The following is a 21,249-nucleotide window of genomic DNA, read 5'->3' as shown; positions in this document are numbered from 1 at the left end:
GGCCGCCGCAATTAACGAGTCATGAACATATGGCGGTATGTGACCGCCTACCCACAAATAGCCCAGCTTGTTGGCTCGGCCAATCATCGCCAACCGGTGGGTCAGGCCACCCGCATCCGGTCGGCGTCGATGTTCAGCGTGTCGAGCCAGGTCGGATCCAGCTTCGGAACCGACGAGAACAGCAGTTTGGAATAGGGGTGCTGCGGCGGCTGTCGGTCGGCGGGGATGATAGTCTCCACCGTCTGCCCGCGATACATCACGACGATCTCGTCGCAGATCGCCTCGATCACCGACAGGTCGTGGCTGATGAACACATAGGACAGGCCAAGCTCGCGTTGCAGTTCCTTCAGCAGGTCGATGACCGCCGCCGCAACGACGGTGTCGAGGGCCGAGGTGATCTCGTCGCACAGGATCAGCTTCGGCTCGGCGGCGAGCGCACGGGCGAAGTTCACCCGCTGTTTCTGGCCGCCCGACAGTTCTGCCGGGCGGCGGTGGCGCAGGGCGCGGGGCAGGCGGACCATGTCCAGCAGCGCATCGACCCGCGCATCGCGGGCCTTGCCGCGCAGGCCGTGATAGAAGGTCAGCGGACGGCCGAGGATGTCCTCGATGGACTTGGCCGGGTTGAGCGCGGTGTCGGCGTGCTGGAAGACGATCTGCAGGTCGCGCAGCTGGTCGTGGCTGCGCTGGCGGGCGCTGTGCCACAGCTCCTTGCCATTGAACTGGATGTCGCCCTTGCAGGCCGGCAGGATCCCGGCGATGGCGCGCGCCAGCGTCGATTTTCCGCAGCCGGACTCGCCGATGATGCCGAGGTTGGTGCCCCGCTTCACCTGCAGGCTCACCCCCTTGACGGCGAGGACCAGCGGCTGCCCGTTCGACTGCGGCGGGCCGTAGCCGGCGCTCAGCGTGTTGATTTCCAGCAGCGGGGCGCCGCTGTCGGCGACGGGCCGCACCTCGCGCCCGCCGGTGTCGGGGTGGAAGGCGTGCAGCAATTCCTGGGTGTAGGGGTGTGTCGGGCGCGTCAGGATGTCGTGGACGCTGCCGGTTTCCTGCACCGCGCCGTTGCGCAGCACCATGATGCGGTCGGCGATCTGGGCGACCACGGCCAGATCGTGGGAGACATAGACGCAGGCGATCCGGTGCTGGGCGGTCACCGCCTTGAAGGCGCGCAGAACCTCGACCTGGGTGGTGACGTCCAGCGCCGTGGTCGGCTCGTCGAAGATCACCACCTTGGGATCGCCGATCAGCGCCATCGCCGCCGCCAGCCGTTGCAGCTGGCCGCCCGACACCTGATGCGGGTAACGGTCGCCGATGCTGTCGGGATTGGGGAGCGACAGGGCGCGGAACAGGGCGACCGCCCGGCGGCGGGCCTCGTCCGGCGGCATCAGGCGATGGATCCGCGTCACCTCGATGACCTGCTCCATGATGGTCGAGGCCGGGTTGAAGGCGGCGGCGGCACTCTGCGGCACATAGGCCACGGTGGTGCCGCGCAGGGCAGCGCGGTCCTTTTCCGGCAGCGTCACCATGTCATGGCCGTCGACCGTCACCGTTCCGCCGGAAATCCGGCAGCCCGGACGGGCGTAGCCGAGCAGCGTCATGGCGGCGGTGGTCTTGCCGGAGCCGCTTTCGCCGATGAAGGCGACGGTCTCGCCGGCGGCGATGTCCAGGTCGATGCCCTTCAGGATCTGGATCCAGCGGCCGGAATCGGTGGTGGCCTCGACCGTCAGGCCGCGGATTTCGACAAGGTTCGTCATCAGGAAGCACTCCGGTCCCGGATCTTCTGCGGAAGATTGTCGATCAGCAGATTGACGCTGATGGTCAGGGTGGCGATGGCCAGCGACGGCACGATCACCGCCGGTGCCGCGAAGGGCAGGCCGCCGATGTTCTCGCGCACCAGCGCCCCCCAGTCGGCATAGGGCGGCTGGACGCCCAGCCCCAGGAAGGACAGGCCCGACAGCAGCAGGACGATGAAGACGAAGCGCAGGCCGAGGTCGGCCAGCACCGGGCCGATGATGTTGGGCAGGATCTCCGATGCGATCAGATAGGGCAGCCTTTCGCCCCGGATGCGGGCGACCATGATGAAGTCCATCGTGTCGATGTTGATCGCCAGCGCCCGGCTGAAGCGGTAGGCGCCGGGAACATAGATGACCGACAGGGTCAGGATCAGAACGGGGATGGACGAGCCCACCGCCGCGACCACCATCAGGCCGAACAGCTTGCTGGGGATGGAGTTCATGGCGTCGAGGATGCGGCTGACCACCATGTCCACCGGCCCTCGCAGCACGGCCGAGGTCATGCCCAGCACCACGCCGGTGAAGCAGGCGATGGACACCGCGGCCAGCGAGATGCCGACAGTGTAGCGGGCGCCGTAGATGATGCGGGACAGCATGTCGCGGCCGAGATAGTCCGACCCCAGCCACAGGCCGGGCCGCATCGGGCCGAAATAATCGAGGTCGATCATCTCGCCCACCGAATGGGGCGTGATGTAGGGGGCGAACAGGGCGACCAGCGCCCAGAACAGGACGACGGAGAAGGCGGTCAGGCCGACCAGGTTGATCCGGTAGCCCGACCATGCCGCCAGCGAGCCGGTGGAAGAATTTGTCTTCATCGGAGCCTCGGGTTCGACAGGATGGCGACGATGTCGGCGGTGGTGATCAGGATCAGATACCCGAAGCAGAAGATCATCGCGCAGGACTGGATCAGCGGCAGGTCGCGGGTGGACACCGCATCGACCATCAGCTTGGCGACGCCCGGATAGTTGAAGATCGTCTCGACGATGATGACGCCGCCCAGCAGGTAGGAGAGCGACAGGGCGACCGCGTTGGAAATGGGCCCCAGCGCGTTGGGCAGGGCGTGGCGCAGGACCATCCGCGGACGCGAGGCCCCTTTCAGCAGCGCCATTTCGACATAGGGCGTGTTCAGCGTCTCGATCACCGCGGCTCTGGTCATGCGGATCATCTGCGCCGACACCCCGAAGGTCAGGGTGATGACCGGCATGGCGTAGGCCCGCAGCAGGCCGGAAAAGCTGTCGACATTGTAGGTGAAGGACAGGGCCGGCAGCCATTTCAGGTAGACGGCGAACACCAGAACGGCCAGGGTCGCCAGCACGAATTCCGGCACCGAGATGACGCCGATGGTGGCGATGGTGACGATGCGGTCATAGAGCGTGCGCCGCCACATGGCGGCGGTGATGCCCAGCGTCAACGCCAGCGGAACCGACACCAGGGTGGTCAGCCCGGCCAGCTTGAGGGTGTTGGCGAGCCGGCCGGAGATCAGCGTGGCCACCGGCATATGGTTGGCGTAGGAGGTGCCGAGATCGCCCTGGAACAGGCCGCCGATCCAGTAGACGAAGCGCAGCAGGGCCGGTTCATCGAGATGCATGGCCGTGCGCAGGCCGGCGACGGCTTCCGGCGTCGCCGCCTGCCCCAGCAGGATGGTCGCCGTGTCGCCGGGCAGCAGGGTGGTGGCGAAGAACACGGCGAAGGACACGATCGTCAGCGTGACCAGTGCGATGAGCAGCCGACCAAGGATGAGGGACGGAACGCGTGATGTCATGCTTGGCCTCCGCAAGGTGAGGCGCCCCCGCAGGGGTTGCCCGGATGGGCCGCGACGGGCCGGAAGGGCCGGCCCTTCGGCCGCCCCGTTCCGCCCGTCCACTGTATCAGGCGGCCAGCCAGACATACTCGGCGAAAGCGTAGCCCATCATGCCGCCCAGCGGGCTGGGGGCGAGGCCCTTCAGCTTGTCGCTGATGGCGTCGACGTTGGAGATGTAGGCGGGGATGATGGTGCCGGCCTCTTCGGCGATCATCACCTGCATCTCGTTGTAGATCTCCTTGCGCTTGGCCTGGTCGAGCATGCCGCGCGCCTCGATCATCATCCTGTCGAACTTCTCCGACTTGTACTTGCTCTCGTTCCACGGCGCTTCGGAGGCGTAGAGCAGGGAGAACAGGATGTCCGGCGTCGGCCGCGGGTTGATGTTGCCGAAATGGATCGGCGCCTTCAGCCAGTAGTTGCTCCAATAGCCGTCGGACGGCACGCGCTGGACGTCGAGCTTCATGCCGATCTCGGCGGCGGAGGCCTGGATCACCATCGCCATGTCGATGCCCGACGAGGCGGCATCCGATGTGATCACCGGGATCGACTGGCCCAGCACGCCCGCCTTCTTGAACAGCGCCTTCGCCTTTTCCGGGTCGAACGCCTTCGGCTTCAGCGCGGCGTTGTGGTACGGGTTGACGGGCGAGACCGGCTGGTCGTTGCCCACCTCGCCGAAGCCGCGCAGGGCCGATTTGACGATCTGCTCGCGGTTGACGATGTACTTCATCCCATCGACGAAGTCCTTGCGGCTGCCCGGCTCCATATCCAGGCGGATATTCAGGTCGGTATAGTTGCCGGATGTCGTCTTCGACAGGACGAAGCCCTTCTGCCCGTCCACCAGGCGGGTCGAGCGCGGGTTGATCGACGCGGCGAGATGGATGTCGCCGGACAGCAGCGCGTTGACGCGGGCATTGTCGTCGCTGATCGCGAAGAACTCGAAGGAGTCGACGTTCGGGCCGCCCTTCCAGTAATTCTGGTTGCGCAGGCCGATGGAGCGCACGCCCGGCTCGAAGCTCTTGCAGGTGAAGGCGCCGGTGCCGTTGCCCTTGGAGAAGTCGGTGGTGCCGTCGGCCACGATCATGAAATGGTGGGTGGCCAAGATGGTCGGCAGATCGGCGTTGGGGCTGGCCAGCTCGATCTCGACGGTGGTCTTGTCGACGGCCTTGAACCCCGTCATCTGCGCGGCGATCTTCGCGACCTTGGAACCGACGGCGGGATCGAGGTGGCGCTTCAGCGAATACACCACGTCGTCGGCGGTCAGCGACTTGCCGTCGTGGAAGGTGACGCCCTTGCGCAGCTTGATCGTCCAAGTCTTGGCATCGCCCGATTCCACGCTCTCGGCCAGCTCCATCTGCGGGATGCCGTTCTGGTCCAGCGTGGTCAGGCGGTTGTAGAAGGCGCAGCAGCGGACATAATCGGTGGACAGCGATGCCTTGGCCGGATCCAGCGTGTCGGCGGTCGAGGCCGACCAGCCGGCGGCCTTCAGCGCGCCGCCCTTCACCGGTGTCGCGGCCAGCGCCATGCCGGCGCGGCCCAGGACGAGGTCGGCAGCCGCCAGCGACACCCCGCCGGCCAGCAGCATCTTCAACAGGTCGCGGCGGCTGGCCCCGCGCCGGATGGCGCTTTCGACCATGCTGTCGTCGGCACCGGTCCAGTTTTGGAGAGTCCGGGTTTCAGGCGTCTTGATCATGTCTGCCTCACTCTGTTCAGGATTGTTCGTTCGTTTCTTTTTTGCGCGCTCCGGTTTGGTCCGGTTACGCGGAAGCCGTCTTCGGCTCTGCGGCCGCTGCGTCGACGGCGTCAGCCAGTTCCGCCATCGAGCGGAAATGGAAATCCGGTTCGGTGAACTCGGCGGGTTCGATGGTGCCGCCATAGCCCTTCTGGGCGTGCCGCCGCTGGATCCAGCAGTTGGTCATGCCGAGGCGGCGGGACACCCCGATGTCGTGATACTGGCTCTGGGCGACGTGCAGGATGTCGTCCTTGCTGCCGCCGTCGCGCTCGACGAAGTCGAACACCTGCTGGAAGAAGGCGGGGTCGGGCTTTTCGACGCCGGTGTCGTCGGCGGTGAAGCCGGCAAAGAACGGATCGCCCAGCTCGCGGGAGAAATGGGTGAAGGCCCAGCGCCGCGCGTTGGTCATCGCGATCAGCTTGTAGCGCTTGGCCAGACGCGCCAGGGCCTCCCGGCTGTCGGGGAAGCCGGCCCAGACCGCCGCGGACTCCCGCAGGCGTTCGCCGTACTGCGTGCCGGCGGGCAGCCCCAGCTTGGGCGCGATCACCGAATAGACGCGCGCCAGATCGTCGGGGAACAGGTCGGCGTCCGGGGCGTAGCGCGCCTCGCGGTAGAGGGTCAGCGCCGCCTCGCCGTCCACCTCGGTGCCGGCCTCCGCCGCGATTGCGGCGAGGCAGTCCTTGATGCCGGATTCGAAGTCGATCAGGGTGCCGACGACGTCGAAGGTCAGATATTTGAAGCTCGGCAGACTCTTGGTCAACGCACCATCTCCTCATCAAGGACCGCAGGGGAACCGTTCCGGTCCGGCGGGGCGTTTCAGGTCCGGCGGCAACGTCCGCCGGGATGTCTTTTCGGAGCCGGTCCCTCTTGAGCTGGCCTGGAGAGTCGGTCTTCTTCCCCTCCAGTGTGGTCCAAGGGTTGGGTGGGGGTCTCCGAATCTTCAGTGCTGGACAGCAGAAAATGCTGGATACGGAGGGATCCGCGGTTTTTTCAGCGGACACCCCCTTTTTCGTCTAGCGCATCGCCCGGCGGACGTCCGGATCCTCCAGGGTCTGGTCGAGCGTCTGCGCCGTCCGCTCCAGGATCGCGTCGATGTCCTCGTCGGTGCAGCAGAGCGGCGGGGCATAGCCCAGCACGCCGTTGGCGAAGGCGCGGATCACCAGACCGTTGTTCCAGGCGCGGTCGAAAATCCGGCGCGAGGGCTCGGCGGCGGCGGGCAGGGGGGTCTTGCGCTCCTTGTCCACCACCAGTTCGATGGCGGCCAGCATGCCGCGCCCGCGCACATCGCCGACCAGCGGATGGTCGCGCAGTGCGTGCAGCCCGGCCATCAGCCGTGCCCCGGCCCTGGCGCCGTTGGCGAGCAGGCTGTCCTCGTACAGGCGCAAGGCCGCCAGCCCCACCGCGGCACTGACGGGGTGGGCGGAGTAGGTGTAGCCATGGCCGACCGCGCTGCTGCCGGCGGCGTCCGCGATGGTATCGTACACCGCGTCCGACAGGAAGACGGCGCCCATCGGCACATAGCCCGAGGTCAGGCCCTTCGCCGTCGTCATCATGTCGGGGACCACGCCGTCGTCGCTACAGGCGAACAGCGGGCCGGTGCGGCCGAAGCCGGTGATGACCTCGTCGGCGACGAACAGGATGCCCAGGCTGCGGCAGCGGTCGCACATCGCCTTCATCCAGCCGTCGGGCGGCACCAGCACGCCACCCGATCCCTGGATCGGCTCGGCATAGAAGGCGGCGACCCGCTCCGGTCCGCCGATCTCGGCGATCTTCGCGTCGAGGGCGGCGAGCGAGGCGGCGATGATCGCATCGGCATCGTCGCCCACCGGGTTGCGGTAGGCGTAGTGCGACGGAATCTTGTGCTGCCAGTCGAACGGCACGCCGAAGCCGGCATGGAAGGCGGGAAGCGCGGTCAGGCCCGACCCGACGGTGGAGGAACCGTGATAGCCCTGCTCGATGGAGATGAACTGGTCGCGCTGCGGCTGGCCCTTGGCCTGCCAGTAATAGCGGATGAAGCGGATGGTGCTGTCCACCGCGTCCGACCCGCCGAGCGTGAAATAGACATGGTTCAGGTCGCCGGGCGCCCGTTCGGCGAGTGCTGCGGCCAGACGGATCGCCGGTTCGCTGCCCAGCCCGAAATAGCCGGTGGCATAGGGCAGTTCCTGCATCTGGCGGGTGGCGGCGTCGATGAGGCTCTGCTGACCGTAGCCGGCGTTGACGCACCACAGGCCGGCGAAACCGTCGACCAGCCGGCGGCCGGCTGCGTCGGTGATCGTCGCCCCGGCGCCGGAGGCGATCACCCGGACGCCGGCCTTCTCATGGCCGCGGTACGAGGCGACGGGATGGACCAGATGGGCACGGTCGAGTTCGATCAGGGAATTGCTGAGCATGGTCCTCTCCGGATCAGCCGAGTGCCTGGCTGGCGAGCGCGAAAGTCGATACGGGGGCGGGTGACGCGGCGGCTGTCGCTGGCGCCGGGCGGCGCATGGCGATGCCGCCGCCGACATGACGCAGACCGCAATCGGCCAGCCATGGGGCGAGGCCGGTGTCGGCGGTGGTGTCCACCCGCAGGAATTTGCCCGGATGCGCCGCGAGGATCGGGCCGATCAGGGCCTTGGCGCCGTCCGCGTCGGGGGCGACCACCGGGCCCACGACTTGCCCGCGGCCGAAATCGCGCAAACCGGCGAAACCGGCGGGGGCGCCGTTCCGGCGCAGCAGCGTGAAGGACCCGACCCCGGCGATGCGCTCCAGCAGCGGGCGGCGGTCGGCGCCGAAGGCCTGTCGGTCGAGCGCGGCGATGGCCGCAAGCTCGTCGGTGCCGGCCGGGGCGACGTCCTCCGCCGTCACCGGCGGAACCGGACCGGCTTCGCCCTGGTGCTGGAGGACGGTGCCGACCTCGCGGAAGCCCAGCTTTTCATAGAGCGGCAGCCCCTCGCTGGTGGCGACGAGGCGCAGGGGGCGGCCGTCCGCCAGCGCCATCGCCTCGTCCATCAGGCGGCGGCCGAGGCCCTGCCCGCGCCAGCCCTCGTCGACGATGACCATGTTGATGGTGGCGGCATCCTCGCCATAGGGCGTCATCAGGACGGTGCCGACCAATCGGCCCGACCCGGCATCCACGGCGACCAGCCCCCGGCTCAGCGACAGGAGCAGCGACCAGTCTTCCAGCCGGTGCGGCCATTGCGCCTGCCGCGACAGGGCGAGCGCATCGCCCAGATGCTTGGGCTCGAAGGCCGTGCAGTCGACCGCTCTCTTGGGAACCGTATTCTTGTTCATGGGCAGTCCTTTCACCCTCTGCCTCCAAGAGTGTGCGCAGCGGCCCCGGACGTTTGTCTGAAGGCGATACCCGCCGCGACATCTTTCACCTTTGCTCCGGCAGCCCGCCGCATCTTATGCCGCGAGGATGGCGGACGAACCGGCGGACGGGGCATCCATCCCCCGTTCCGGGCGCCCCGGCGCCGTTCCGCCCCCAACCAAATGCTGAGGGCCGAGACGGAAACGAAACTTTGTGCTTTCGCGCCGGGCAATTCGGTCAGGCCCGGCTTCACGGCGACGGTAGGATCATGGGGCAGGGCCGGCGGCGTCTTATCGCCAATTCGGCTCACTCCAATTCGCCCCCTCCCACGTCGTTCCATCCCAAGGATGCAGCCATGAGCCAGTTCCGGCCGAAATACGTCACCTTCGATTGCCACGGCACGCTGATCAACTTTCAGATGGCCGAAGCGGCGCGCGACCTGTACGGGTCGATCCTCGACGAGACGCGGATGACGGAGTTCATCAAAAACTTCGCCGCCTACCGTCTTGACGAGATCATGGGCGCCTGGAAGCCCTATGCCGAGGTCGTGCACAATTCGCTGGAGCGCAGCTGCAAGCGCAACAACGTCGTCTTCCGCGACGAGGATGCGCGCATGGTCTACGAGCGGGTTCCCACCTGGGGTCCGCATGCCGACGTGCCGGCCGGCCTGGCCAAGGTCGCCAAGGAAATCCCGCTGGTCATCCTGTCGAACGCGATGAACGACCAGATTCCGTCGAACGTGGCGAAGCTGGGCGCGCCCTTCCACGCCGTCTACACCGCCGAACAGGCGCAGGCCTACAAGCCGCGCTTCCAGGCGTTCGAATACATGTTCGACATGCTCGGCTGCGGGCCGGAAGACATCCTGCACTGCTCCTCCTCCTTCCGCTACGACCTGATGTCGGCGCACGATCTGGGGATCCGCAACAAGGTGTGGGTCAACCGCGGCCACGAGCCGGCCAACCCCTATTACGGCTATGTCGAGATTTCCGACATCTCCGGGCTGCCCGGCGTGGTCGGTCTGTAAGGGGCGGAACTTTCAAGGTTCGGGCTGCAACGACAAGGACCCAGGTCATGAAATTCGTCTCCTACTGGCACGACACCGCTCCGGCCTTCACAGGCGGGGCCGAAGGAACCGTCGAGGGCCATTACGACGTCGCCATCGTCGGAGGGGGGTTCACCGGCCTGGGTGCCGCCCGCCAGCTCGCCAAGGCCGGGGCGCGGGTGATCGTGCTGGAGGCGGACCGCGTCGGCGGCGGCGCTTCGGGGCGCAACGGCGGCCACCTCAACAACGGCTTGGCGCACAGCTTCATCGCCGCCAAGACCGCGCTGGGGACGGAGCGCGCCGTCGCCCTCTACCGCGCCTTCGACCAATCCATCGACACGCTGGAGGCGTTGATCGCCGAAGAGGGGATCGACTGCAGCTTCCGCCGCGCCGGCAAGCTGAAGCTGGCCTCCAAGCCGGCGCATTTCGACGCCATCGCCCGCAACTTCGAGGTGGTGCATCGCGAGGTCGATCCCGACACGGCCCTGCTGACCGCCGAAGAGCTGAAGGGAGAGGTCGGCTCGCCCTTCTTCGGTGCGATGCTGTCGCGCAAGAGCGCCATGATGCATATGGGCCGCTTCGTGGTCGGGCTGGCCGACGCCGCCAAACGGCACGGCGCGGTGCTGGTCGAAAACGCGCCGGTCGGCGCCATCGCCCGTACGGGCGACCGCCACACGCTGACCACGCCGCGCGGCACGGTCACCGCCAAGGAGGTGCTGGTCGCCACCGGTGCCTACACCACGCCGAATTTCAGCCATTTCCGCCGCCGCATCATCTCGGTCGGCAGCTTCATCATCGCCACCCGCCCGCTCAGCGACGGCGAGATCGCATCGGTGGTGCCGGGCAACCGCACCTATGTCACGTCGATGAACATCGGCAACTACTTCCGCCTGTCGCCCGACCGGCGGCTGATCTTCGGTGGTCGCGCCCGCTTCTCGGCGACATCCGACCAGCAGTCCGACGCCAAGAGCGGGGCGATCCTGCGCGCGAGCCTCGCGCGCATCTTCCCGCAGATCGCCAGCATCGACATCGACTATTGCTGGGGCGGTCTGGTGGACATGACCAGCGACCGCTACCCGCGCGCCGGCTACCAGGACGGGCTGTGGTACGCCATGGGCTATTCCGGCCATGGGGCGCAGCTGTCGACCCATCTCGGCATGACCATGGCCGACGCGATCCTGGGACGCGAGGACCGGAACCCGCTGAAGGGCCTGTCCTGGCCCGCCGTCCCCGGCCATTTCGGCAAGCCCTGGTTCCTGCCGCTGGTCGGGCTGTATTACAAGGCGCTCGACCGCATCCAGTGAGGGGTTGAGTGACGACGTTGCGTTTCGAATCTCCCTCTCCCCCCCCGGGGAGAGGGTCGGGGTGAGGGGGATGCACATGCCGGACTTCCCTGAGAATCCTCGCCGCGTGTCCCCCTCACCCTAACCCTCTCCCCGGGGGGGAGAGGGGACTCCCTCACCCCAGCCCGCCGATGTGGAAGGTCTTCATTTCCAGATATTCTTCAATGCCGACCTGCGCGCCTTCGCGGCCCAGGCCGGACTGCTTGACGCCGCCGAAGGGGGCGACTTCGGTGGAAATCGCGCCGGTGTTCAGCCCGATCATGCCGGCCTCCAGCGCCTCTCCGACCCGCCAGGACCGCGCGAGGTTCTGCGTGTAGAAATAGGCGGCCAGCCCGAACGGCGTCGCGTTGGCCAGCGCGATGGCCTCCTCCTCCGTCTCGAAGCGGAACAGCGGGGCCACCGGGCCGAAGGTCTCCTCATGCGCCAGCAGCATGTCGGTGGTGGCGCCGGTCAGCACCACCGGGGCGACATATTGCGCACCCTTCGCCGCGACGGCGGAAGAGGCGATGCTGGCCCCCTTGGACACCGCATCGGCGACGTGGCGCTCGATCTTGGCGACGGCGGCTTCGTTGATCATCGGGCCGATGGCGACGCCCGGCTCCAGCCCCGATCCCACCCGCATGGCGTTGACGCGGGCGACCAGCCGGTCGCGGAACGCCTCGTAGACGCCCGACTGCACCAGGATGCGGTTGGCGCAGACGCATGTCTGCCCGCCGTTGCGGAACTTGGAGAGGATGACACCCTCCACCGCCTGGTCCAGATCGGCGTCGTCGAACACGATGAAGGGCGCGTTGCCGCCCAGCTCCAGGCTCAGCCGCTTGATGCCGTCGGCGGCCCCGCGCATCAGCAGCGAGCCGACGCGGGTGGAGCCGGTGAAGGAGATCTTGCGGACGGTCTCGTTCGCCAGAAGCTCCTCGCCGATGGCTTCCGGCCGGCCGGTCAGGATGTTGATAACGCCGGCCGGGATGCCGGCGCGCTCGGCAAGCACGCCCAGCGCCAGCGCCGAATAGGGCGTGAAGTCCGATGGCTTGATGACCACGGTGCAGCCGGCGGCCAGAGCCGGGGCGACCTTGCGGGTGATCATGGCGTTGGGGAAGTTCCACGGCGTGATGATGCCGCAGACCCCGACGGGCTCCTTCAGCACGACGATGCGGCGGTCGGGGGTGGGGGAGGGGATGGTGGTCCCGCCGATCCGCCGCGCCTCCTCGGCGAACCATTTGACGAAGGAGGCGCCATAGCGGATTTCGCCGCGCGCCTCGTCCAGCGGCTTGCCCTGCTCCAGCGTCAGGATGCGGGCCAGATCCTCCAGATTCTCGATCATCAGCGCGTGCCAGCGCTCCAGCAGCGCGGCACGGTCGGCATGGGTGCGCCGCTTCCAGGCCGGGTAGGCTTCGGCCGCGGCGGCGATGGCGTCGCGGGCGTCGGTTCCGTCCATGTCGGGAACGCTGCCGAGGGTGCCGCCGGTCGCCGGGTTCTGGACGCCGATGGTCCGGCCGGCAGCCCCGTCGCACCAGCAGCCGCCGATCAGCCCCCGTTCGCGGAACAGGGAGGAGTCCGTCAGGTGATGGATCATGGTCTTGTGTTTTCCGCTGCGTGTGGGTGGCGAGGGGACCGGCGTTACGACAGGGCCGACAGCACGGCGGCGGTGATCGCGTCCGTCCTGTCCTTGCCGGGAACGGTGCCGATGCCGCGGCCGGTGGTGTCGCCCAGTGCCGCCATGACGCGGTCGGCGGCGGCCTTTTCCCCCAGATGCTCCAGCATCATGGCACCCGACCAGATGGCGGCGATGGGGTTGGCGATGCCGAGATGGGCGATGTCGGGGGCCGAGCCGTGCACCGGCTCGAACATCGACGGCGCCTTGCGGTCGGGGTTCAGGTTGGCCGAGGCGGCAAAGCCCAGCCCGCCCTGGATCGCCGCCCCCAGATCGGTGAGGATGTCACCGAACAGGTTGGAGGCGACGACCACGTCCAGGCTTTCCGGCGCCGTCACCATGCGCGCCGCCATGGCGTCGACGTGATAGCTCGTCACCTCGACGTCCGGATGTTCGGCGGCGAGCTGGCGGGTGATCTCGTCCCAGAACACCATCGAGTATTTCTGCGCGTTCGACTTGGTGACGGAGGCCAGCTTGCCGCGTCGGGCGCGGGCCTGGGCGAAGGCGAAGCGCAGGATGCGCTCCACCCCCATGCGGGTGAAGACACCGGTCTCCACCGCAACCTCCTGCGGCGTCCCCTGATGGATGCGCCCGCCGGCGCCGGCATATTCGCCTTCGGTGTTCTCGCGGATGCACAGGATGTCGAAGCCGCCGCGGCGCAGTGGACCCTCCACCCCCGGCAGCAGCCGGTGCGGGCGGACATTGGCATACTGGTCGAATGCCTTGCGGATCGGCAGCAGCAGCCCGTGCAGCGACACCGCGTCCGGCACCTCCGCCGGCCAGCCGACGGCCCCCAGCAGGATGGCGTCGTACTTGCGCAAGCTGTCGATGCCGTCGGCCGGCATCATCACGCCGGTTTCCTTGTAATGGGCGCAGGACCAGGGCAGTTCGGTGCCGGTCAGCGCGAAGCCCGACTGCGTCGCCACGGCCTGCAACACCTCCCAGGCCGCGTCGACCACGGGATGCCCGATGCCGTCGCCCTTGATGATCGCAATGTTGTGGGTCTTCATCGAACGTCCCCTGTCTTTTTGATTGGATTACAGGCCGATCAGCACGCTTTTGCTGCGGCGGTTGGAGAGATAGGCCTCGCGCCCCAGATCCTTGCCGATGCCGGAGCGCTTGTAGCCGCCGGTCGGCAGGATGTGGTCGCGGGAGCGGCCATAGCGGTTGACCCACACCGTTCCGGCCTGGAGCCGCCGGGTCAGCCGGAGGGCCCGCGACAGGTCGCGGGTGTAGAGGCCGGCGGCGAGCCCGTAGATCGGATGGTCGGCCAAAGCCATCGCCTCCTCCTCGCTGTCGAAGCTCTGCACCGTCAAGACCGGTCCGAAGATCTCCTCCACCACGGCGGGGGAGGTCTGGTCGACCCCGGCCAGCAGGGTCGGCGCGTAGAAATACCCCTCGGCGTCCATCGGGCCGCCGCCGGTCAGGCACTCCACCGACCCGGTCAGCGACGCCGACACGATGGAATGGATGCGGGCACGCTGCCGTTCGGAGATGATGGGAGAATAGCGCGTCTCGGCGTCCCAGGTCGGGCTGGGGCGGACGGCGCGCATATGGCCCAGGATCCGCTCGACCAGCGGTCCGGCCGCGCCGGCTTCGACCAGCAGGCGGGACCCGGCGACGCAGGCCTGTCCGGCGTTGGACAGGACGCTGGTGGCGATGGCCGCCGCCGCCTTGTCGAGGTCGGCGTCGGCGAAGACGATCTGCGGGCTCTTGCCGCCCAGTTCCAGCGTCATCGGCTTGACGCCGCTGCGGGCGATGTCGGCCATGATCGCCGAGCCTGCCGCCGTCGATCCGGTGAAGCTGACCTTGGCGATGCCGGGATGGCGGGTGATGGCGGCGCCGGTGGTCGGGCCGTCGCCCTGGACGATGTTGATCAGCCCGGCGGGAACCCCCGCCTTCACCGCCAGCTGCGCCAGCAGGACGGTGGAGAAGGGCGTCATCTCCGACGGCTTCAGCACCACCGCGTTGCCGGCGGCCAGCGCCGGGGCGAGCTTCCACCCTGCCATCGACAGCGGGAAGTTCCAGGGCGTGATGGCGCCGACGACGCCGTAGGGCTCCGTCATCACCATGCCGAGGCTGCCGTCGTCGGTGGGGACGAGGTCGCCGCCCTCCTTGTCGGCGAATTCGGCGAAGAAGCGGATCTGCTCGGCGGTGACCGCCACGTCGCCGGCCACCAGCTGGCCGACCGGGCGGGTGGAGGACAGCGCCTCCACCTTCGCCAGCGTTTCCGCCTCCTCCTCGATCAGGGCGGCCCAGCGCTGGAGCACGGCGGTGCGTTCCCGCGGGCGCAGGCCGCCCCAGTTGCTGGATTTCAGCGCCGCCTGCGCGGTCGCGACCGCCTGGTCGACGAGGTCGGCCGAGGCGACCGGGCAGTCGGCATAGGCCCGGCCGTCCGATGGGCGGTGCATCGGCAGCCGGGGCTGCCCGTCCTCCGCCGGGATCAGGCGGTCACCGATGAAATGACCGTTCGGCAGCGGCAGGCGGTCCGGATCGAAGGACAGGCTCATGACGGCCCCTCAGGCGATGGTGACGTAGATCTTGCGGACCGTCTCGATGGTCTTCCACACGCCGGTGAAGCCCGGCTTCATGACGAAGCTGTCGCCCGCCCGGTAGACCACCGGTTCGCCGGCGTCCGGGGTGATTTCGACCACGCCGGACAGGATGTGGCAGAACTCGAAGGTCTCGCCCTTGATCGACCGGGTTTCGCCCGGCGTGGCTTCCCAGACGCCGGTCTTGACCGTGTCGTCCTTGGCGGCGTCCTGCGCCCAGGTCTTGAAGGCGGGCGATCCGGCGATCAGCCGGTCCGGCATCGGGGTCGATTCACGCGGGGCGAAGGTCGGGGCGGTGTCGATGGTCTTCAGCAGCGACATGGGGAGTTCCTTGATCGATGAGCGGCCGTGCCGCGGGAGGGGTGTCGGGCAGCCGTGTCAGTAGCCGCGCCGCCGGTCGACCAGACCGACCGGGTCCTGCCCGGCGAAATGCCGGCGCAGATTGGCGATGACTGCCTGGGCGGCGCTTTCCGGCTGGGTGATGCTGGCGATGTGCGGGGTGAGCACGATGCTCGGGTGGGTCCAGAAGGGATGGTCGGCCGGCAGCGGCTCGGGCTCGGTCACATCGACCATCGCGGCGGACAGGTGGCCGGTGTCGAGCGCGTCCAGCAGGGCGGCATGGTCCAGCTGCGGACCGCGCCCTGTGTGGATCAGCGCGGCACCGCGGGGCAGCTTCGCCAGCAGTCGTTTGTCGAGGAAGCCGCGGGTGTCGGGCGTCAGCGGCAGCAGGACGATCATGATGTCGGTTTCGCCGAGCATCCTGTCGAGCCCGTCCGCGCCATGATGGCAGGTCACACCGTCGAGTTCGCGCGGCGAGCGGCTCCATCCCGACAGCGGGAAGCCGAAGGGCTTCAGCCGCTCCAGCACCGCCTGCGCCAGCACGCCCAGCCCGAGCACGCCGATCCGGCGCTGTGCCGCCTGCGGCTGGGGCAGGGGGCGCCAGAGGCAGTCCCTCTGCTGCGCGCGGTAGGCCGGCATCTGGCGATGCAGGGTCAGCACGGCCAGCGTGGCGTATTCCTGCATCATGCGGACGATGCCGTCATCCACCATGCGGACGACCTTCACATGGTCGGGCAGGGCGGTCATGGTGAACTGGTCGACCCCGGCGCCGATGGAGAAGACGATCTCCAGATTGCGGTAGCGGGCGAGGTTCGCCGGGATGGTCCAGGTGATCAGGTAGCGCACCGCATCCGGATCGACGCTGGCCGGGTCCATCGAAAAGGGGAGATCCGGCAGCGCGCGGGCGAAGGCGTCCGCGAAGATCGCGCCGCGCACGGCATCGGAATTGAACAGGAAGGTCATTGGAACCCTTTTGGCGATGCGCGTGAAGGCGGCGGTCAGAGACGGCAGCGCTGGCCCAGCGCCTCGATCATCGACTGGCAGGCGTGCAGCTCCTCGACGAGGATGTGCTCGTTGGGACGGTGGGCCCGCGCGATGTCGCCGGGGCCGCAGATGATCGCGTCGATCCCGGCGGTCTGGTACAGGCCGGCCTCCGTGCCATAGCTGACGGCGGCCTGCGGTTCCCGGCCGGTCAGCTCCTCCAGCAGACGGGCCAGCGGCGAGCGGGCGGCCAGGAACAGGGCGGGATATGCGCTGGTCTGCGTCCAGTCGACGGCGAAGCCGCGCTCCTCCAGCCGCAGCGCCGCCTCGCGCACCGGCTCCAGCAGGGCGACGGGATCGACCCCGGCGATGGCGCGGGCCTCGAACTCGGCGGTGCAGCTGTCGGGGATGACGTTCACCGCCAGCCCGCCCTGGAGGGTGCCGGCCTGAAGCGAGGAATAGGGCGGCTCGAAGACCGAATCCAGCGGGCCTTCGCTCAGGCGGCCGGCCTGGGCGACGGCGGCGGTCAGCGCGTCGGCCATGGCATGGATGGCGTTCAGCCCCTGGTCGGGGCGGGAGGAATGGCCGGACCGCCCGCGGACGGTCAGCCGCGCCGACGCCTTGCCCTTGTGAGCGCGGACGGCGCGCAGGCCGCTCGGCTCCCCAACGATGACGCCCAGCGGCGGTGCGCACAAATCGGGCAGATGCGGCAGAAGATGCGGCGCGCCCTGGCAGCCGGCCTCCTCGTCGTAGGTGAAGGCCAGATGGATCGGCCGGGCGAGCGGGGCGGCGGTCAGGGCCGGCAATGCCGCCAGCGCCGCCGCGATGAAGCCCTTCATGTCCGAGGTGCCGCGCCCGTAAAGCCGGTTGCCGTCGGTGCGCAGCCGGAACGGGTCGCCGGTCCATTCGGGTTCGGTGGCGGGCACCACGTCCATGTGGCCGGACAGGACATAGCCCGGAACCATCGCCGGGCCGATGGTGGCGAACAGGTTGAAGCGGTCGCCCTCCGGTCCCGGCAGAACCCGGACGCGGACGCCTGCGGCCTCCAGAATGCCGCGGATGCCGTCGACGATGGCGCCGTTGGGGGTTCCGACGACGGAGGGAAAGGCGATCAGATCCTTCAGGATGTCGGTCACGGTCATGACGGCCTCACCTTGTCCCATGCTGCGCGCCTTGGGGCGCGGGGAGTCGTTGCGGGTTCGCTGCTGTGTCGAGGAGAGGGGCGCCGGCTTGACGGCTGCGGTAGCCACGATCTTATCCGGCTGCCGCTCGATTCCGTGCCGAATGCATGGGCGATTTGGTTGATTGTTGTGCCGACCCGGTGCTTTGCGGTGAATTGTGCGGCGGCTGCTCCGGTAATCTCGGGGAGCGCTGGATGGTACAGGCGTGCCGGTTGACCCAAAGGAGCACTGCCTCACGTTATGGAAAATCCGGGGAGGAGAAAGCGTTGAGCGAGAGCGGCATGGAAGACGGAGTTGGGGATGGGGTGGGGGACGGTGCGTTACCGGGCTCCCTGACCGTCGACGCCTTCGACATGCGGGTGGCCGACATCGCCGACATCGACCTTGAGCGCCTGCATGCGCTGTCGATCTCGGTCGGCTGGCCGCATCGCGCGGAGGACTGGCAGTTCGTGCGCGAGGTCGGGCATGGCTTCGTCGCGCTGGACGAGATCGACCGCGTTCTGGCATCGGCGATGTGGTTCCCCCACGGCGACGATTTCGCGACCATCGGCATGGTCATGACCTCGCCCCGGCTGCAAGCGCTGGGTGTCGGCGACTGGTTGATGAAGCGGGTGCTGTCGGCGTCGGCGGGACGGACCTACCGGCTCAACGCCACCCGTGCGGCGCTGGCGCTCTACCGTTCGCTCGGCTTCATCGGCCACCGGACCGTGTTCCAGTGCCAGGGCGAGGCGCGCCGGAGCGAGCACGTTGCGCCCGCGCAGGCGGTGCGGCGGCTGGAGGCGGCGGATCTCGCGGCGGTGACGGCGCTGGACGAACGTGCCTTCGGACTCTCGCGGGCCGGGCTGATGGCGCGGCTGTTCGAACAGTCGGTCGGCTATGGCCTGGACCGTGACGGGGTTCTGGTGGCTTTCGCCCTCTGCCGCCCCTTCGGCCGCGGGCATGTCGTCGGTCCGGCGGTCGCCGGGACGGACGAGGATGCGATTGCCGTGGTCCAGCCCCATGTGGACGAACATGACGGCCGTTTCCTGCGCCTGGACACCCATCTGGACGAAGGGCCCTTCCCGCTGTTCGTCGCCCGGTCGGGTTTGCGGATTCACGACACGGTGCTGACCATGTCGCTGGGCGCGCCGCTGACCGATCCGTCGACGCGGGCGCCGGACCGTCCCGTCACCTATGCGCTCGCCACCCAGGCCCTGGGTTGAGCCGCCACCCGCTTCATGAACAAGGATGCGCCGATCATGCCGGGACAGACGCCGGACCCCTCCGCCGGCTCTCACTCCGACTCCGTGCCGGAACCGGTCCCCGACCCTTTTCCCGTTTCATCCTCGTCCGGCAACGGCGCCGGGATCATGCTCCGACTGGTGTCGGCCGGGCTGTTCGTCGTGATGTCGCTGTTCGTCCGGCTGGCGTCGGCCGAGGCGCCGGTCGGGCAGATCGTTTTCTTCCGCAGCGCCTTCGCGATCCCACCGATCATCGCCTATCTGATGTGGCGCCGGCAGTTTCCGTCGGCCCTTCGGACGCGGCAGCCGGTCGGGCACCTGAAGCGCAATTTCTATGGCGGCATGGCGATGGTGCTCTCCTTCGTCTCGCTGGCCTATCTGCCGCTGGCGCTGGCGACCGCGCTGGGCTTCCTGGCTCCGCTGCTCGCAGTGCCGGCCGCCATGCTGTTCCTGCGCGAACGGCCGGGTGCCGTGGCCATCGGCGCGGCGCTGGTCGGCTTCGCCGGCGTGGTGCTGATGCTGGTGCCGGCCTTCGAAGGGCCGACGCCGGACCACGGCACCCTCATCGGGGTTGCGGCCGGGCTGGCGATGGCATTCGCCACCGCGGCGGGCCGGGTCCAGATCAAGACGCTGACCGCGACCGAGGCGCCGGGGACCATCGCCTTCTACTTCGCCCTCCTGTGCGCGCTCGGCGGTCTGGCGAGCTGGCCGTTCGGCTGGGTCACCCCCAGCGGGCTGTCCCTGGCCTGCCTGATCGGGGCGGGCATCTCCGGCGGGCTGGCGCACATCACCATGACGGAAGCGATGGCCCGCGCGTCGGTGTCGACCCAGGCGCCCTTCGACTACACCGCCATGCTGTGGGCGCTGATCCTCGATGCGGCGATCTTCGGCGTGCTGCCGTCGCCGGTCAGCCTTGCCGGCGCCTTCGTCATCGCCGCCTCGGCCCTGGTGATCCCCCTGGCTGGCCGGTTCCATGCCCGGTCCGCCGCTCTGGACCCCGCCCGCTGAGAAGCGGGCGGGTGCGGCCCCGTCAGGCTTGTGCCACCTGAACGGCAGCGGATTGGAAACGGCCGATGCGGAAGTCGTGCAGCGGCGTTTCGCTGTGCCCGGTGGCGATGATCTCCGCCATCACGTCGCCGACGCCGGGGCCGAGCTGGAAGCCGTGGCCGCTGAAACCGAAGGCGTGGAACAGTCCGGGCGTCGTCGCCGATGCCCCCATGACCGGCAGCTTGTCGGCGACGTAGCCCTCGCAGCCCGACCAGGTGCGGATCACCGTGACGTCTGCCAGCGCCGGCAGCAGCCGGACCAGGGCCCGCAACTGTCCGGGCAGCCGTGCCGGATCGGCCCTGGCATGGCCGGGATCGAGCGCCACCGGCACCCGCTCGGCCCCACCGCCGAAGACGATGTTGCCGCGCTCCACCTGACGAAGATAACCGTCCCCGCCGGAGCGCGACCACATGCCGACCACCGGCAGGATCCGGTGCGGCAGGGGTTCGGTCACGCCCATCTGCGGCCCATAGGCCGCCATCGGCACGCTTTCGCCGAAGCGGGCGGCGATGGTCGCGCCCCAGGCCCCGGCGGCGTTCAACAGGCACTCCGCGGTGAAGCGGCCCCGATGCGTCGTCGCTTCGAAACCCGACGCGGTTGCCGAGACGTCCACCGGCCCGCATTCCTCGACGATCTCCGCGCCCAGACGGCGGGCGGCGTCGGCGAAGGCGGGGGCGATCAGGCGCGGGTTGCCGCTGCCGTCCTGCGGCGAGAAGGAGGCGGCGATGGCGCCCGGCCCCAGGCCGGGAAAGCGGCGGCGGATCTCCGGCGGCGACAGTTCATCCAACTCCAGCCCCCAGGGCCGCGCGTCGGCGATGTAGCGGCGCATGTCGGCCAACCCGTCCTCGTCGAACACCAGCCGCAGATGGCCGGTGGCGCGGAACTCGACATCCCGCCCCAGCAGCCGCTCCGCCTCCCCCCACAGCGCGCGCGAGCGGTGGGCGAGCGGCAGTTGCGGCAGATAGCGCCCGGTGCGGCGGATGTTGCCGAAGGACGCCACCGTGGCGCCGGTGCCGACGCGGTTGCGCTCCAGCAGCGTGACGGACAGGCCGCGCCGGGCCAGGAAAAAGGCGGCGGCCGATCCGATCAATCCGCCGCCCAGCACGATAACCCTCATCGACCTCTCCCGCATGCGGGCGGACATGGCTCCGCCCCACCGGTCAGGCTGCCGGGCATGGGCGGGCGGGTCAAAGACCGGTTCGGCATGATCCCATAAGGCCGGGCTATGGGAGTGCCGGCTTGTGGAGCGCAATGCATAAGCCCGCCTTATGTGTGTGCATT

18 protein-coding genes are annotated in these 21,249 nt (G+C 68.7%); 4 read left to right on the top strand and 14 right to left on the bottom strand.

What is annotated here, in order from left to right; all coding sequences use genetic code 11:
• Window positions 1-101: 101 nt before the first annotated feature.
• The 7 genes from TSH64_RS24070 to TSH64_RS24040 form a co-directional block, all read right to left on the bottom strand.
• Entirely contained in the window at window positions 102-1,751 is a 1,650-nt protein-coding gene (locus TSH64_RS24070; protein ID WP_109448877.1) for an ABC transporter ATP-binding protein, read from the bottom strand.
• The gene (locus TSH64_RS24065; protein ID WP_109448875.1) at window positions 1,751-2,605 is read right to left on the bottom strand and encodes an ABC transporter permease; all 855 of its coding nucleotides are present in this window, start codon (window positions 2,603-2,605) and stop codon (window positions 1,751-1,753) included. Before TSH64_RS24065 ends, TSH64_RS24070 begins: the two co-directional genes overlap by 1 nt.
• On the bottom strand, window positions 2,602-3,552 hold the full coding sequence (locus TSH64_RS24060) for an ABC transporter permease (protein WP_109448873.1): 951 nt from the start codon (window positions 3,550-3,552) through the stop codon (window positions 2,602-2,604). The genes TSH64_RS24065 and TSH64_RS24060 overlap by 4 nt, the downstream gene beginning before the upstream one ends.
• 106 nt (window positions 3,553-3,658) lie before the next feature.
• Window positions 3,659-5,281, bottom strand: a complete 1,623-nt coding sequence (locus TSH64_RS24055) for an ABC transporter substrate-binding protein (RefSeq protein ID WP_109448871.1) — start codon at window positions 5,279-5,281, stop codon at window positions 3,659-3,661.
• A gap of 64 nt (window positions 5,282-5,345) precedes the next feature.
• Window positions 5,346-6,080, bottom strand: coding sequence for an HAD-IA family hydrolase (locus TSH64_RS24050; protein ID WP_109448869.1), 735 nt, complete (start codon window positions 6,078-6,080; stop codon window positions 5,346-5,348).
• A 253-nt stretch (window positions 6,081-6,333) separates the two neighbouring features.
• The gene (locus tag TSH64_RS24045) at window positions 6,334-7,710 is read right to left on the bottom strand and encodes an aspartate aminotransferase family protein (protein WP_109448867.1); all 1,377 of its coding nucleotides are present in this window, start codon (window positions 7,708-7,710) and stop codon (window positions 6,334-6,336) included.
• 13 nt (window positions 7,711-7,723) lie between these two features.
• Window positions 7,724-8,593, bottom strand: a complete 870-nt coding sequence (locus tag TSH64_RS24040; protein WP_109448865.1) for a GNAT family N-acetyltransferase — start codon at window positions 8,591-8,593, stop codon at window positions 7,724-7,726.
• Window positions 8,594-8,967: 374 nt separating this feature from the next.
• On the opposite strand from TSH64_RS24040, the gene TSH64_RS24035 reads away from it, so the two are divergent.
• On the top strand, window positions 8,968-9,636 hold the full coding sequence (locus TSH64_RS24035) for a haloacid dehalogenase type II (protein ID WP_109448863.1): 669 nt from the start codon (window positions 8,968-8,970) through the stop codon (window positions 9,634-9,636).
• 47 nt (window positions 9,637-9,683) lie between these two features.
• Window positions 9,684-10,958, top strand: a complete 1,275-nt coding sequence (locus TSH64_RS24030; protein WP_109448861.1) for an FAD-binding oxidoreductase — start codon at window positions 9,684-9,686, stop codon at window positions 10,956-10,958.
• 154 nt (window positions 10,959-11,112) lie between these two features.
• Here TSH64_RS24030 and TSH64_RS24025 read toward each other — a convergent pair whose 3' ends face one another.
• From TSH64_RS24025 to argE, 6 genes are read right to left on the bottom strand one after another with little or no spacing between them, the layout of a single operon-like run.
• A complete protein-coding gene (locus TSH64_RS24025) occupies window positions 11,113-12,570 on the bottom strand; it encodes an NAD-dependent succinate-semialdehyde dehydrogenase (RefSeq protein WP_109448859.1) in 1,458 nt (485 codons plus the stop codon).
• A gap of 44 nt (window positions 12,571-12,614) precedes the next feature.
• The gene (locus tag TSH64_RS24020) at window positions 12,615-13,658 is read right to left on the bottom strand and encodes a tartrate dehydrogenase (RefSeq protein ID WP_109448857.1); all 1,044 of its coding nucleotides are present in this window, start codon (window positions 13,656-13,658) and stop codon (window positions 12,615-12,617) included.
• A gap of 27 nt (window positions 13,659-13,685) precedes the next feature.
• Complete coding sequence (locus TSH64_RS24015; protein WP_109448855.1) at window positions 13,686-15,158, bottom strand: aldehyde dehydrogenase family protein; 1,473 nt, start codon at window positions 15,156-15,158, stop codon at window positions 13,686-13,688.
• 9 nt (window positions 15,159-15,167) lie between these two features.
• The gene (locus tag TSH64_RS24010; protein ID WP_109049165.1) at window positions 15,168-15,521 is read right to left on the bottom strand and encodes a cupin domain-containing protein; all 354 of its coding nucleotides are present in this window, start codon (window positions 15,519-15,521) and stop codon (window positions 15,168-15,170) included.
• Window positions 15,522-15,578: 57 nt separating this feature from the next.
• Window positions 15,579-16,502, bottom strand: a complete 924-nt coding sequence (locus tag TSH64_RS24005; RefSeq protein WP_109448853.1) for a glyoxylate/hydroxypyruvate reductase A — start codon at window positions 16,500-16,502, stop codon at window positions 15,579-15,581.
• Window positions 16,503-16,537: 35 nt separating this feature from the next.
• Window positions 16,538-17,662: an acetylornithine deacetylase gene (gene argE / locus TSH64_RS24000; RefSeq protein ID WP_109448851.1), complete on the bottom strand. Its 1,125-nt coding sequence runs from the start codon at window positions 17,660-17,662 to the stop codon at window positions 16,538-16,540.
• 320 nt (window positions 17,663-17,982) lie between these two features.
• Here argE and TSH64_RS23995 point away from each other — a divergent pair, with 320 nt between their 5' ends.
• A complete protein-coding gene (locus TSH64_RS23995) occupies window positions 17,983-18,903 on the top strand; it encodes a GNAT family N-acetyltransferase (protein ID WP_109448849.1) in 921 nt (306 codons plus the stop codon).
• A gap of 147 nt (window positions 18,904-19,050) precedes the next feature.
• Window positions 19,051-19,929 carry a DMT family transporter gene (locus tag TSH64_RS23990; protein ID WP_247873117.1) on the top strand — a complete coding sequence of 293 codons (879 nt, stop codon included), beginning with the start codon at window positions 19,051-19,053 and terminating at the stop codon, window positions 19,927-19,929.
• Between the two features lie 22 nt (window positions 19,930-19,951).
• Here the strand turns inward: TSH64_RS23990 and TSH64_RS23985 are convergent, their stop codons facing one another.
• The gene (locus tag TSH64_RS23985; RefSeq protein ID WP_109448847.1) at window positions 19,952-21,085 is read right to left on the bottom strand and encodes an FAD-binding oxidoreductase; all 1,134 of its coding nucleotides are present in this window, start codon (window positions 21,083-21,085) and stop codon (window positions 19,952-19,954) included.
• Between the last annotated feature and the right edge of the window lie 164 nt (window positions 21,086-21,249).

The organism is Azospirillum sp. TSH64, from assembly GCF_003116035.1.
Lineage (GTDB): Bacteria > Pseudomonadota > Alphaproteobacteria > Azospirillales > Azospirillaceae > Azospirillum.
This window is presented reverse-complemented; position numbering and strand designations above follow the sequence as displayed.

Coding starts and splice junctions, on each gene's coding strand:
- TSH64_RS24070 (WP_109448877.1), bottom strand. CDS start 1,751: ATGACGAACCTTGTCGAAATCCGCGGCCTGACGGTCGAGGCCACCACC.
- TSH64_RS24065 (WP_109448875.1), bottom strand. CDS start 2,605: ATGAAGACAAATTCTTCCACCGGCTCGCTGGCGGCATGGTCGGGCTAC.
- TSH64_RS24060 (WP_109448873.1), bottom strand. CDS start 3,552: ATGACATCACGCGTTCCGTCCCTCATCCTTGGTCGGCTGCTCATCGCA.
- TSH64_RS24055 (WP_109448871.1), bottom strand. CDS start 5,281: ATGATCAAGACGCCTGAAACCCGGACTCTCCAAAACTGGACCGGTGCC.
- TSH64_RS24045 (WP_109448867.1), bottom strand. CDS start 7,710: ATGCTCAGCAATTCCCTGATCGAACTCGACCGTGCCCATCTGGTCCAT.
- TSH64_RS24040 (WP_109448865.1), bottom strand. CDS start 8,593: ATGAACAAGAATACGGTTCCCAAGAGAGCGGTCGACTGCACGGCCTTC.
- TSH64_RS24035 (WP_109448863.1), top strand. CDS start 8,968: ATGAGCCAGTTCCGGCCGAAATACGTCACCTTCGATTGCCACGGCACG.
- TSH64_RS24030 (WP_109448861.1), top strand. CDS start 9,684: ATGAAATTCGTCTCCTACTGGCACGACACCGCTCCGGCCTTCACAGGC.
- TSH64_RS24025 (WP_109448859.1), bottom strand. CDS start 12,570: ATGATCCATCACCTGACGGACTCCTCCCTGTTCCGCGAACGGGGGCTG.
- TSH64_RS24020 (WP_109448857.1), bottom strand. CDS start 13,658: ATGAAGACCCACAACATTGCGATCATCAAGGGCGACGGCATCGGGCAT.
- TSH64_RS24015 (WP_109448855.1), bottom strand. CDS start 15,158: ATGAGCCTGTCCTTCGATCCGGACCGCCTGCCGCTGCCGAACGGTCAT.
- TSH64_RS24010 (WP_109049165.1), bottom strand. CDS start 15,521: ATGTCGCTGCTGAAGACCATCGACACCGCCCCGACCTTCGCCCCGCGT.
- TSH64_RS24005 (WP_109448853.1), bottom strand. CDS start 16,502: ATGACCTTCCTGTTCAATTCCGATGCCGTGCGCGGCGCGATCTTCGCG.
- argE (WP_109448851.1), bottom strand. CDS start 17,662: ATGACCGTGACCGACATCCTGAAGGATCTGATCGCCTTTCCCTCCGTC.
- TSH64_RS23995 (WP_109448849.1), top strand. CDS start 17,983: ATGGAAGACGGAGTTGGGGATGGGGTGGGGGACGGTGCGTTACCGGGC.
- TSH64_RS23990 (WP_247873117.1), top strand. CDS start 19,051: ATGCTCCGACTGGTGTCGGCCGGGCTGTTCGTCGTGATGTCGCTGTTC.
- TSH64_RS23985 (WP_109448847.1), bottom strand. CDS start 21,085: ATGAGGGTTATCGTGCTGGGCGGCGGATTGATCGGATCGGCCGCCGCC.